This is a genomic window from [Scytonema hofmanni] UTEX 2349 (assembly GCF_000582685.1).
Lineage (GTDB): Bacteria > Cyanobacteriota > Cyanobacteriia > Cyanobacteriales > Nostocaceae > Hassallia > Hassallia hofmanni.
The window spans coordinates 604,161-616,686 of record NZ_KK073769.1; the positions used below are offsets into that span (position 1 = coordinate 604,161).

11 protein-coding genes are annotated in these 12,526 nt (G+C 40.9%); 1 reads left to right on the forward strand and 10 read right to left on the reverse strand.

The features are described from left to right. Positions 1-28 precede the first annotated feature (28 nt). The 7 genes from TOL9009_RS0132785 to TOL9009_RS0132815 form a co-directional block, all read right to left on the reverse strand. Positions 29-547 carry a phycocyanin subunit beta gene (locus TOL9009_RS0132785; protein ID WP_029637600.1) on the reverse strand — a complete coding sequence of 173 codons (519 nt, stop codon included), beginning with the start codon at positions 545-547 and terminating at the stop codon, positions 29-31. Positions 548-1,206: 659 nt separating this feature from the next. Next, positions 1,207-1,842 carry a HEAT repeat domain-containing protein gene (locus tag TOL9009_RS0132790; protein ID WP_029637601.1) on the reverse strand — a complete coding sequence of 212 codons (636 nt, stop codon included), beginning with the start codon at positions 1,840-1,842 and terminating at the stop codon, positions 1,207-1,209. Positions 1,843-2,046: 204 nt separating this feature from the next. Further along, complete coding sequence (locus TOL9009_RS0132795) at positions 2,047-2,817, reverse strand: HEAT repeat domain-containing protein (protein WP_029637602.1); 771 nt, start codon at positions 2,815-2,817, stop codon at positions 2,047-2,049. Positions 2,818-3,016: 199 nt separating this feature from the next. Next, positions 3,017-3,847 (reverse strand): phycobilisome rod-core linker polypeptide, encoded by an 831-nt coding sequence (locus TOL9009_RS0132800; protein ID WP_038298197.1) that lies wholly within the window; start codon positions 3,845-3,847, stop codon positions 3,017-3,019. A 188-nt stretch (positions 3,848-4,035) separates the two neighbouring features. Further along, positions 4,036-4,527 (reverse strand): phycocyanin alpha subunit, encoded by a 492-nt coding sequence (locus TOL9009_RS0132805; RefSeq protein WP_221928683.1) that lies wholly within the window; start codon positions 4,525-4,527, stop codon positions 4,036-4,038. Between the two features lie 50 nt (positions 4,528-4,577). After that, complete coding sequence (locus TOL9009_RS0132810; RefSeq protein ID WP_029637605.1) at positions 4,578-5,096, reverse strand: globin family protein; 519 nt, start codon at positions 5,094-5,096, stop codon at positions 4,578-4,580. Positions 5,097-5,841: 745 nt separating this feature from the next. Beyond that, complete coding sequence (locus TOL9009_RS0132815; RefSeq protein ID WP_038298200.1) at positions 5,842-6,804, reverse strand: RluA family pseudouridine synthase; 963 nt, start codon at positions 6,802-6,804, stop codon at positions 5,842-5,844. A gap of 998 nt (positions 6,805-7,802) precedes the next feature. On the opposite strand from TOL9009_RS0132815, the gene TOL9009_RS0132825 reads away from it, so the two are divergent. After that, positions 7,803-8,891 carry a response regulator gene (locus tag TOL9009_RS0132825; protein WP_029637607.1) on the forward strand — a complete coding sequence of 363 codons (1,089 nt, stop codon included), beginning with the start codon at positions 7,803-7,805 and terminating at the stop codon, positions 8,889-8,891. A gap of 436 nt (positions 8,892-9,327) precedes the next feature. Here TOL9009_RS0132825 and cobA read toward each other — a convergent pair whose 3' ends face one another. From cobA to TOL9009_RS0132845, 3 genes are all read right to left on the reverse strand, one after another. Further along, positions 9,328-10,113 (reverse strand): uroporphyrinogen-III C-methyltransferase, encoded by a 786-nt coding sequence (gene cobA, locus TOL9009_RS0132830; protein WP_029637608.1) that lies wholly within the window; start codon positions 10,111-10,113, stop codon positions 9,328-9,330. Then, entirely contained in the window at positions 10,110-10,853 is a 744-nt protein-coding gene (locus TOL9009_RS0132835; protein WP_029637609.1) for a sirohydrochlorin chelatase, read from the reverse strand. The genes cobA and TOL9009_RS0132835 overlap by 4 nt, the downstream gene beginning before the upstream one ends. Before the next feature lie 753 nt (positions 10,854-11,606). Next, positions 11,607-12,290 carry a manganese catalase family protein gene (locus TOL9009_RS0132845; protein WP_029637611.1) on the reverse strand — a complete coding sequence of 228 codons (684 nt, stop codon included), beginning with the start codon at positions 12,288-12,290 and terminating at the stop codon, positions 11,607-11,609. Positions 12,291-12,526 lie beyond the last annotated feature (236 nt).

The window sequence follows — 12,526 nt, forward strand, 5'->3', positions numbered from 1 at the left end:
TTAGGCTTCGGACTTTTTTTGTTTTAAATTAACCAACCGCAGCAGCTGCGCGATCAAAGTAGCCAGCTACTTCAGAAATCAATTGGCTGCAATCGCCTTTGGTGATACCGTTAGGATCGTTAGCAATGCTGATTGCAGCATCCTTCATTTTTTGAACACCAGCTGCCACGGAAGAACCAGGTGTACCCAAAGCTTGGTATGTTTCGCGCAAGCCGTTCAAGCAACGGTCATCAAGCACGCTAGAATCACCAGCCAGGATCGCGTAGGTTACATAGCGTAAGATGATTTCCATGTCGCGCAGGCAAGCAGCCATGCGACGGTTGGTGTAAGCATTACCACCAGGAGCAATCAAATTAGGCTGTTCTTCAAACAAAGCACGAGCAGCGTCGGTAACAATTTTGGAACCACCGCTGGTGATGCGGTTGACGGTATCCAAGCGCTTGTTACCATCTTTAACTAAGTTGCTCAAGGCATCAAATTGCTCGTTGCTCAAAAACTCGCCTCTGGAGTCAGCTTGAGAAACTACCTTTGCAAATGCGTCTAACATGGACTCTTTTCTCCTAATTCCTTAGTTGAGTGCTGTCTTGATTAAAACTGGCAATGTTTTATCAATGCGGAACTGCTAAACAACAGACTTCAAATAAAACTGTTTCTCAACTCCTCTCACATTACTCTTTCACTGTCTGAAAGAAAAATTATGAGAAACTGGGGTGATTTTATGAGAAACCAGCAACCTTTATGAATTGATTGCCTTGTTTAACTTTTGTCTGTTCTTTAACCCCTCCAGCTTATGTTTATACAACGCCATAGATCCATTATTTGTTACAAATTATGAAGAAATAAGTTGCACAGATAAGAAAAGCCTCAAATCCTTTACATACAAGGGTTGCACCTGAGAAAAGCAAACCTTTTTCGTAACAAAACTTAACTTTTGGTTGATATTTAAGCAAAATATTACTGATTTCATATTTTCTTAAGTTTTCCCAAAACCCTTACAAGGCATATATTACAGTCTCATATAGTCTTCGCCGCTCCGGGCAGATTTATTACAAAAAGTTAAATTTACCTTTCTAAAGTTTGTTGCAAATTTTTTGGATTCTTCGTTTCAAAGGGAGATGGGGGCAGGGGGAGATGGGGAAAAGAAGAATTATTCCCCCTTGTCCCCCTTGTCCCCTTGTCCCCTTGTCCCCTTGTCCCCATCTCCCCCTACCCTACGCCAACCTCTAGCGCGTCTAAGGCGGTTGTAATGCGATGAAGGACAACTTTATCGGTTTCTTGGGCTAAAGCCTGTTCTAGGGCTACTAGAGCGTCTGGTGTGGCAATTTCTGCCAGAGAAACTACAGCAGCGTAACGCAGTCCCCAATCTTCGGGAGAGGACAACGCCCAAGTCAACTTGTCGAGAGTACGGCGGATATTTTCTGGGTTGTTATAAATGCTACCGATTCGTCCCAGTCCTCGTGCGGCGATACGGCGGACATTTCCTTGACAGTGATTGGCGACTGATGTACCGATAACTTTAGCTAATAGTTCAATTGCTTCCGGGTCGCCAATTTGGGCTAAAGCTTGAATAATGTGAGCTTGTAAACCCTGATCGCTAGAAGCATTAAAAGCAGCAATTAACGGCTTTACTGATGCTGGTGCTAACTGCACCAAAAGTTCAACCGCAGCGGCACCAACAGAAGGATGGTGATGACTCAAAGCTGAAATTAACGCTTCGATAACTGGTTGTTCGTTTATACCAGTAGCAGCGATCGCAGAAATTGAAGCGATCGCATCCGTTGGCGTCGAGGCGTGGTTTAATTGCAAAATCAAGCAGTCAATATCGTCATTGATTGTATTCATGGTCAACTGATAATGGTTAGTCGTTACTCAAATAACCAACAAAATAATAGCCTTCAGGCTGAAGCCTGAGGCTACACGAACAAAGCCCACCTTTGTGGGCTAAGAACTTTATTTTTCCATAGTCCGCGCAGGCGGACTTTGTTTGTATAGCCGCACCCTTCCAGGGTGTCGGTTACGCAGGAAAACACAACCTAATCGCTAATCTCAAAGTTGAAATAACAAATCATCAATTGCTTTGAAAATTAACTGCGATGTTTGCTTTTGTGAGTGCTGATTATCCAAAACGGCTTCTAAAATTCGCTTCAAATTTAACAGCTTCAAACTGTTAGGAACCTTAGCTGTCAAAATCGCTTCTACAGCTTGCTGATGACCAACAGATCCTAAATCAAAAATCGCTGCCCAGCGCAAATACATATTCTCATGATTGAGATTTTTAACAATACGTTCAATGTATTGAGGCTGTTGAGTCAAAAGATACATATACCGTGCCGCTGCACATTGTACCCGCTCAGAAGGATGATGAAGAAAAGGCTCAACTAACTTTCGAGCTGACCAAACTTGCAAAGTAGCTAGTGCTTCAATTAGCGCTTCATAAGGTTGCTCTTGGCTAGATTGTAAAAGATCAAGCAAAGGTGTAGCCGCTTTTTCGTCACCAATCGCGGCTAAAGCTTGAATTGCGGCTTCCCGCAAACGCAAATCCGTATCACATTCTAACGTGGCAATTAACGCGCTGACGGCTTGCGGATTTTGCAGTTGTCCTAGTGCCCGTGCAGCTTGACGGCGTAGGGGATACCCGCCATCCGGGATGCGATAGGTTTCATCCAAAAGGGCAGTACACAGAGCCTCACAGCTTTCTTGTACGCCATGCTTCCCCAGCCACCAAGCAGCATAATAACGGATTTGATTATCTTCGCAAGACAGCGCCGCGATCGCTGAAGACGGAGACAAAATTGGTTCGAGGTGTTGAGTAGTCATAGGAATGGGGATGGGGGAGATAAGGAGATGGGGAGACAAGGGGATGGGGAGACAAGGAGATGGGGAGACAAGGAGATAGGGAGACAAGGGGATAGGGAGAGAATGAAGAAAATTCCCCTTGTCCCCTTGTCCCCCTTGTCCCCCTTGTCCCCCTGTCCCCCTGTCCCCCTGTCCCCCTGTCCCCCTGTCTCCTCTTCTCCTACGCTTGAGAAATGTTGACGATCTTCCCACCGCGCTTGTGGATTTCTTGGTATGTGGCGGAGAGTCGCTCGTAGGATACGGTGTAAACTTGTACGCTACGACGCACTGCTGCTTTAGAACCAATTCCACCAGCGATCGCTTGAATCACAAACATACGAGAATCTCCTTTTGGAGCCCCACTGATTAACGTTGGTGCTGTTGAGGTAAAGCGACTACCCCCTGATGAAGGTGCCGAAATCCAGTTTGCCAAATTCATTGAGATTTTTGACCGCAAGCGTGAATTTTTACGCCCCATTTGCGCGTTATCACTGTTACCGTCACCACGATAAAGTTCAAATATGCGGTTATATCCTACTGTCATCATTCCTGGAATTGATTGAAATCCACGGTAATAAGGAACGACAGAAGTACCAAAAGCATTTTCGTATTCTGTTCCGTAAATGTAAGACTCAATATCCGCATCGTAGCCACGAGAAGCATAAAGGTCTACATGATAAGCAATTTCTGATTGCTCATACGGAGCGCGTCCTAATAAGTGTTTGTAGTTCAACTCAATAAAACGCCCTTGGGAATTACTGTAAAAAAAGCATTCCTTGTAAAATTCAGATTTTGCTAAAATCTCAATGAATTGTTGAACGTTGATTTTGCCGTTACGTAACAAAGCTTCAGCGCTGGTAAATTTTTGACTTGCATATACTCCTTGACGCCCAAAAATTTGTTCGTAAGCAGCTCGGAATACCACTCGCAAATCATCTTGGCTCCAATTTTGGCGAAGCTCAACTTTTTTGTCGATTAAATCTCTAACCCCTAGTCTATCTGCAACAGTCATTTTGCTAATCGCTCCCTTGCAAAGTTTTTTCTTATTAATAAAATTGGGTCTTTGAAATTACATAAAAACTGATTTTAATCAAGATAAACAATACTGTTTGTAGTAATGCTACACTACGACAAAACATTTAATTTTGTTTATCTAATTAATCAGTAATTATCTATTTCCAAAGACCCAAGACTTTTGCCTTAGCTCAATGCATTGATTGCATAATTGAGATAAGTATTAGCTTCACCAGCTACGTCACCATGTAAACCATGATTGTCACGGACAAATTCTAAAGCAGCTACATACCAGCTAGGAGATAAACCAAGAGCGCTGTTGAGTTCGCTCAAACCTGCAATTACATATTCATCTAAGGGTCCAGTTCCACCGACTACACAGCAATAGCTGATGGTGCGGAGGTAGTGGTCGATGTCACGCACGCACTTAGATTTCCCTTCGCTTGTAGAAGCGTATTGAGGTCCTTGCATTTGCGTGGTGTAGGGGAATTTTTGATAAACGTGATTGGCTGCTGCTTCCGACCATTTCTTACCATTATTAGAGAAAGCTTTGGCAGCTTCTAAACCTGCACGAGCGCGGTTGAAACGACCAAATACCGCTTGCATTTCGGTATTGCTGAGGTAAGATCCGCGAACATCTGCGGAGGCGATCGCTTCAGTCAATGGGGTTTTCATGATTCTCTTTTTCTCCGATAATTACTAAAAAATGCTTTGAAAAAAACGCTTGCTTAAGCAACTGCGGAAGCAGCGCGATCGAAATAGCTAGCGACTTCAGACATCAACTGGCTGCAATCACCTTTGGTGATACCGTTGGGGTCATTGGCAATATTAAGTGCAGCTTCTTTCATCTTTTGAATTCCTGATGCTACAGCATCACCAGGAGTACCAAGTGCTTGATAAGTTTCACGCAAACCGTTCAAGCAGCGATCGTCCAATGCACTGGCATCGCCGGATAATATAGCATAGGTGACATAACGCAGAATAAATCCCATGTCGCGGATACAAGCAGCTTGATTGCGGTTGTGGAAGGAAGCACCACCAGCATTGAATATTTGGGGGCGTTCTGCTACTAAAGCGCGATAAGCATTTGCCACAATGGAGGAAGCATTACTGGTGAGTCTGTTGACTGTATCTAAACGCTTATTGCTATCACCAACCATTGCTGATAGTGCATTTATTTCGTCAGCGCTCAGGTAAGAACCTTTTCTGTCAGCTTGTTCAACTACTCTGGAAAAAGCGTCAAGCATTTTTAAAATTCCTCTGAAAATTATCGCAGTTATTTTGTGGTTAAAAGCAATTAACTCGTCATTGCCATTAACATCAATTTGGCAATAATCGCATATCAAAAATACTGAAAACACTTGACTAATGTGTAATCAAGTAATTTGAAACAATGTTTTTTTGCCTGTTGTAATTGCTTTTTAAACCTTGTTTGTATTTTATATATCGATTGAGTTCCTTTTTTGTTAAGTTATTTAAATTTGTGTAAAACTCTACAGCAATTCATCAAAATCATGACCAGTAAGGGTTTGTTCAAATTAATTTCCTAAATGCTTTACAAATAAAGATTTTTCTTTACATTGCTTCATATGCTTGTATTTATACTGGTTTTTTGAGTAATTAAAAAATTAATAAACTCTAGGTATTCTAGCCTGGGAAACTGTTATGGAAATTATGTCAATAAAATTTTGTATCTTATCTAACAAATTTTTGTAAATTAAGTAGCGTAAAAATGCTCTTCATTTAAAACCGCTTGTGTCAAGTTGTAATCATTGACACAAGCGGTTATTGCCCCGATTTACGGCAACCTTAATGCAGCAGTTATTTATAACTTTTTGTAAAGCTTAGTTAAGGAAAGTCGAAAAAATTTCTCAGATTTGATGTTTAAGGCACTTACCAGTAAATAAATCTCACTTTCGTCATACCTAGATCCGCACAAGCCGTGCGAATAATTTCAAAACACGGAGTCGTGATTTATTTTTATGGTTCTCTCTAAGAGGAGATGGCAGCGCGTCGTCGGAGAACTTCCAAGAGAGTTGTGAAAGTTTGGGGAGGGGGAGCTGTCACCTCAATCAACTCTCCAGAGAGCGGATGCTGTAACTTGAGTTGCCAAGCGTGCAATGCTTGACCGGGTAGGTTTACACCTACAGAATGATTAGAACTATAAATCGGATCGCCGACAACCGGATGACCGATTTGAGCGCTATGTACGCGAATTTGATGGGTGCGACCAGTTTCTAGCTGGAAATCGATTAATGTATAGTTGCCCAAACGTTCTAATATTCGCCAATGAGTGACAGCGTTGCGTCCACCTTGTTCAACGGGTACGATCGCCATTTTTTTGCGGTCTTGTGGATGCCGACCAATCGGGAGATCAACTGTACCACTTTCCGTTTTCGGCGCACCGTAGGCAATACCTAAATATTCTCTGCGTGCGGTTTTGGCTTTGAGTTGTGCTTGCAGATGTTGATGAGCAAGTTCTGTTTTGGCGATCGCGATCGCTCCGGTGGTATCCTTATCTAATCGATGGACAATTCCCGGACGTTGCACACCACCAATACCTGGTAAATTAGGACAATGAGCCAACAAAGCATTTACCAATGTCCCGTCTGGATGACCAGGTGCAGGATGAACCACTAAACCAGCGGGTTTGTTAAGAATTAATAAAGAGTCGTCTTCGTAGAGAATATCTAAAGGAATATCTTCAGCTTGCAGTTTTAAGGGTTCAGCTTCTGGTATTTGTAGAGTAATGCGATCGCCTGCTTTGACATTTATCTTCTTAGATGTGCAGATTTTGCCGTTGAGTTGAAGTTGACCTTGTTCGATTAACTGTTGAATGCGCGATCGTGATAAGTCTGGTAATTCTTGGGTCAGATAGCGGTCTAAGCGTACTCCGTTTTCTTCGACTTGTAAATTAAATTCAGTTTGGGTAGAGGATGACAAGTGTGTAACCATTGCTATCAGTCTTTTTGGACTGGTGGTGTTATTAATTTTAACTTTATTGGCGAGCGATCGCAGATAGCAAAATAATCTCGACAAAACTGTTTTTATTTATACTTTGATTTTTCTTAAGTAAAAGCACCTAAAAAGTTATAATTGATCAAATATTTCCGACTAATTATATATTTATCGTTCATAGTTTCTTTACTTTATCCCAATTATTTTTACATAGTTTTTAACTGATTTAAAAATTTTATAGTAACGTAAAGATTAGGAGTAGCTTACTTACATCTACCATTTCACTTCATGAATCGGGTTTAAGACCCCTACTTCAAGTATTGTGGTCTATAAGAAGGGTGGGGTCGCAATCCCCATACAATTTCTTCCACCTTTACCTTTTCCTCTCTTCATGAATAGGAGTTTGCCATTTTTATTTCTAAAGCGAAGATATTGCCCAAACCTGGTAAAAAAGCTCTACAATCTAACATTTGGGTAAGATTTAAATAAACTTTCATAAACTACAGCACCCTATCGCTCTAATCGAATAGACGTAACAGACGTAGCAGTGCTACGTCTCTACAAGGAGAGGGGTTTTATACATGTATTTTATTTACCTAAAATCTGCTGTAGATACGCAAGTTTATATCTTTACAATGCTTGTGAGATAACTTGACAAGATACGCAAATTTTGCTTTTTTGGCAATTTGTATTTTTGCGATCTCACACCTTGAAACAGGCTCCACAGCGTTATTATAGTCACTCCACTAAGTAGGGCTGAACCTCTATGTCGCGTTTAAGCTACTGTTAGATTAGCGAAAGATACAGAATGTACAATCTCATTTTTGGAATACTGTTGAATGGCAATAATTTGAGCCATTTTGCTATTTGGCAATAATAGCATGGCATGTCTCTTCTATTCGCCCCCAGTAACGATAAGAGTATACCTGTGAATTCCGGACAGGATATTGACCAATTTCAATTGCAAATATTAATTTTATATAAGAGCCGTAGCGATGAAGACACTTCCCATTAGTAGATACAGATTTTTCCAGAAACTACAACCCCTATCTCTATTAACAAAAATAAGTAGTAAGTCTGTTACTGGTTGTTTGCAAGTGTTCAGCACGACAGGTTCTTGGTCAATCTATATAGAAGAAGGTAAATTAACTTATGGTTGCTACTCAGATCGCGTCTTCGAGATGCTTTACAAAAATTTGCAGCGATTGAGTCAGCATATTCCTGCTTTTCCTACAGGAATTTACGAGCAGTTACGGGCAATATTTGAAACAGGTATTGATAATGAAGCAATACCGAATCCAGATTATCTAGCTATTTGCTGGTTAGTTAATCAAAAGTATCTTAGCCCAACGCAAGCAGGGATCTTGATAGAGCAATTAGCAATAGAAGTTTTGGAATCGTTTTTGAGATTGCAAGAGGGAAGTTATGAGTTTACTCATGAAAGTTTTCTCGATGATATGCCAAAGTTCTGTCATTTGAATTTGCGATCGCTTGTCGAAAAGAGTCAAAAGCGAGCTTCATACCGCAAAAATACTCAGACACAAGTTTCCCAAGCACAGCGATCGCAATTTTTACGTCAACCTCAACCAACACAATCGCAACAATTACCCAGACAAAACCGCTATCAAGCAGAAGAAAATCCTAACCATGCTTCACCTCGCGATGTTCATATTGCTGATAATAGTAGAGAGCAAAATTACCAACAGTCATCTGATAAAAAACTCTATAAAATCTTCTGCATTGATGATAGTCCCACAGTATTGAATGCAATAAAAGGCTATTTAGATGAGCAAATGTTTTCTGTTATTGCAGTTAACGAACCATTAAAAGCTTTAATGCAAATTCTCCGTACCAAACCAGATCTAATTTTATTAGATATTGAAATGCCGAATTTAGATGGATATGAATTATGTTCTTTGTTGCGGAAACATTCATATTTTAAAAATACACCTATAATTATGGTTACAGGTAGAACAGGATTAATAGATAGAGCTAAGGCAAGGATAGTTAGAGCTTCTGGCTATTTAACCAAGCCTTTTACACAAGCAGATTTATTGAAAACTATTTTTCAACACATTGTTTAATTTACCAATCAGATTGTCAAGACGCTAAACTAACTTATTTCTGAAGAGAAGATTTAAGGAGCGAATATTACTTGCTTTGACAAAATTCTAATAGACAACCCATGTGGAAATTAATTATGCGTTACCTAGAACCCCTAGAGACGTAGCATTGCTACGTCTCTACATATTTTCCATGCTTATAATGTGGCAAACCACGACGTGCAGAATCTGATTTACAGTTCCACAAATTAAGTAGGTGAGCATTTTATTTCACAACAATAAAATGCTCGCATTTATAATTGAAGCTTTACAGCCGCAAACAGGTAAAAAGTGCAATTAAATTAGTGGTTGCGCGGATCTACATTATACTATGAAAAATTCCCAAATTTCAATCAATCTTGGTAATGGGGAGGGGGGAATTACCAATGCCCAATGCCCCTTGCCCAATGTCGAATTTTCAAACCGGACGACAACTCGATAAAACGCTGTGCATATTTACCACGGCTCCAATTACAGCGATCGCTGGTGCTGTAAAGTTAGTTTTATCAACTTGCTCTACAATTGTTTTTAGCTGACCAATCAATTCTTCCTGTTCTGGTCGTGTACCCCAACGCACTAGAGCGATGGGTGTTTCTAGACTCAACCCAGCAGAATGTAATTGTTGGACAATGTAGGGTAAATTGTGAATTCCCATGTAAATCACAATCGTTTCTGAACCTTGAGCGATCGCATTCCAGTTGACCGCCGGTTGGTATTTACCGGCTGCTTCATGACCAGTTACAAATGTCACCGAAGAACTATACAAGCGATGAGTTAAAGGAATACCCGCATAAGCGGGAGCGGCAATTCCCGATGTAATACCGGGTACAACTTCGGTGGATATTCCAGCTTTTAATAATTCTTCCATTTCTTCACCACCGCGACCAAAAATAAACGGATCGCCACCTTTTAGCCGCACCACAATTGCATTATTATGTGCTTTATCAATCATTAATTGCGTAGTTTCTGATTGTAATAAAGAATGTCGTCCCATTCGCTTACCGGCGTTTATTTTCTCTGCATTAGGATTAATCATTGCGAGAATTGCCGGACTTACTAAAGCATCATAAATGACGACATCGGCACATTCTAACAAAGCTTTGCCCTTAAGAGTCATTAATCCCGGATCACCGGGTCCCGCACCGACTAAATAAACTTTTGCCAAATATTTCTTCTGTTCTTCGTTGGAGTCTTCGCGGTTCATTTGTTAATCAAATCCCAAATTAGATCGGCTAACTCTGCACTTGCTCCCAAAGGTTCAGCCAGTTGGAAATGCACAGCAGGGAATTGTAATTTTAACTCTTGTGAAGAGTGAGCGATCGCATCTGTGATACCGCCAGCAAATAAAAAGTATGGCAAAATATTAATTTTATGATAACCCGCACTCACCAACTCTTTCACTCGTGATTCTAAACTAGGAGCTACAGACCAATAAGCAACTACTACTTTTAAATTTGCTGCCATTGCTTGGACTTGCTTTTTAGAACCAGGACGACGGCTACCGTGAGTTAAAAGAATCCATCCTTGGTTATAATGATTTTCGCTGCTTTGGGCAATTTGCTTTGCTAGCAACTGTTCTACACCAGCATGACTACCTAAATATGGTTGCAACTCAATTATGATATCTTGGGCGATCGCCTGTTGAGCCAGAGCTACTTCACCGGGAATATCTTCCATTACATGCACCCCCGCCAGCAGAAATAATGGTAATATTTTTAGGCGATCGTACCCACTTGCCAACGCACTTTCAGCAAATCTTTTAATCTGCTGGTGCAAAGGTTCAGGCTTTAGTTCTAAGTATGCAGTACCTACCAATTCACATTTTGGCTGCAACACCACACCACTAATAAGCTTATTATTTACCAGTTTTGCCAATTGCTGCATAGCAATTTCCTGGCGTGGATCGCGACTTCCGTGAGACACCAACAGATATGCAGATGGCATTAGACATCATTTACTCAAAGCGGAATTTTTATATATCTTATCAAATTATTCAAACAATTAAGTAGCGTAGACGCAAGTCTAATTTGCATCTACGCCATCACCGCTAATTATTATTCTCGCTAGTGGTGCGTCTCATTAATTATGATAGGTACTTAGTAAGCACGAAGAGTGCTTGTTTGAGCGATAAATCGCTCACTACGAACTTCTCAAATTAATGGGACAGACTACTAGAGTGAACTACCCTGCCGTAAGACGGACGGGGCTTCCCAATTCATTGGGAATAGCCTCAAAAACTTTGTAGTTTTTTTCGTCTTACATTCCCTCCAAGGGCAGGAGTCCTGGTTCCCAAGACCCAAATCTTTTTCTTGCAACATATACCTGTTAGCTTGGTTTTCGCTTATAGCATTGATGGTCAAGATAATTTTTAGTTTACCAGAAAATTTTGGGGATTCGTCATACATCTGGAATTTGTTTTTGCATAAGCAAAAAATCAATTCCAGATGCAATCCTCATCAAGAGCTCCCTATACCTACCATTAGAGTACATTGAAGGTGGGGACTTCCGCAATACGTTAAAATTGAAACCCTTTTTTCAGTTTAGTCCGCGCACCATCCGGACGAGCGTTTGTCTAGCCAAGCCATTGCGTTGCGCGGGTTAAGAGCGTTGTTCGCGCAGCGTCTCCCCTTCTCCCAAAGGGAGAGGCTAACGCCAAGGGAGAAGCACCTGGCGCGCGACTTCCAGTCATAGAGATTTCTATTTTGCCGCACCTGGGTCAGCAACGTAACGGAAAGTCGGTTCAGAATTCCAAGGACCGCGTTCATCTTTACCATTGGTAGACAGATTATAGTAAATATCCACAGTGCTGTCAGGTTGGATATTTCCAAAGAACGGGTCAGTTAATTTACCCAAAGAATCCAGCGCTTTCATAAACATTTGGGTATGAGAAATTTCCCGTGTCAACAGATGAACGAGGGTGTTTTTAGTTCCTTCATCAGTAGCTAGCTTAATCAAGGATTCATAAGTTTGACGTGCCCCAGCTTCAGCAGCAATATTAGCCCGCAAATCGCGTACTACATCACCACCTTCATTCACATAGTTAGCACTCCAAGCATTACCTTGACTATCTAGTAAGTGGGGACCCATACCGCGCACTGCAAACAAAGTGCTTTTGTAAGCTTCAGTTTGGTCAACATTTTTGGTGTGAATTTCAATCAATTTACCCACCATTTCTAAGTGACCAAATTCTTCTAATGCAATATCTTGGAGCATATCGCGAATACTGGGGTCTTCGCAATGAAAAGATTGAGTCCAGTATTGCAAAGCTGCTGTTAATTCACCAGTTGCACCGCCAAATTGCTCTAAAAGCAATTGAGCAAAGCGCGGATTTGGCTCTTTGACGTCAACAGCGTGAATTGGGTCTTTTTTGTGAAAAAACATTAGCGTCTCTCTCTTTTTTTATGGCAAATTCCAGTCTGCTCAATGTAACTTCTTTCAATTACTTGTAGCTGGAAATGCTCGGCACACTTCTAATCATGTTAGATATTAGAGATAAACTTTACCTGAACCTTGAGAATGACTTACTTGATAAGCATCTCTAACCAAAGTTTGATTTTGTCGATTAGAAAATTGAAATAAAAATAATTCAGGACTTACGCACGAACTACATATTTCCG

Coding starts and splice junctions, on each gene's coding strand:
- TOL9009_RS0132785 (WP_029637600.1), bottom strand. CDS start 547: ATGTTAGACGCATTTGCAAAGGTAGTTTCTCAAGCTGACTCCAGAGGC.
- TOL9009_RS0132790 (WP_029637601.1), bottom strand. CDS start 1,842: ATGAATACAATCAATGACGATATTGACTGCTTGATTTTGCAATTAAAC.
- TOL9009_RS0132795 (WP_029637602.1), bottom strand. CDS start 2,817: ATGACTACTCAACACCTCGAACCAATTTTGTCTCCGTCTTCAGCGATC.
- TOL9009_RS0132800 (WP_038298197.1), bottom strand. CDS start 3,847: ATGACTGTTGCAGATAGACTAGGGGTTAGAGATTTAATCGACAAAAAA.
- TOL9009_RS0132810 (WP_029637605.1), bottom strand. CDS start 5,096: ATGCTTGACGCTTTTTCCAGAGTAGTTGAACAAGCTGACAGAAAAGGT.
- TOL9009_RS0132815 (WP_038298200.1), bottom strand. CDS start 6,804: ATGGTTACACACTTGTCATCCTCTACCCAAACTGAATTTAATTTACAA.
- TOL9009_RS0132825 (WP_029637607.1), top strand. CDS start 7,803: ATGAAGACACTTCCCATTAGTAGATACAGATTTTTCCAGAAACTACAA.
- cobA (WP_029637608.1), bottom strand. CDS start 10,113: ATGAACCGCGAAGACTCCAACGAAGAACAGAAGAAATATTTGGCAAAA.
- TOL9009_RS0132835 (WP_029637609.1), bottom strand. CDS start 10,853: ATGCCATCTGCATATCTGTTGGTGTCTCACGGAAGTCGCGATCCACGC.
- TOL9009_RS0132845 (WP_029637611.1), bottom strand. CDS start 12,290: ATGTTTTTTCACAAAAAAGACCCAATTCACGCTGTTGACGTCAAAGAG.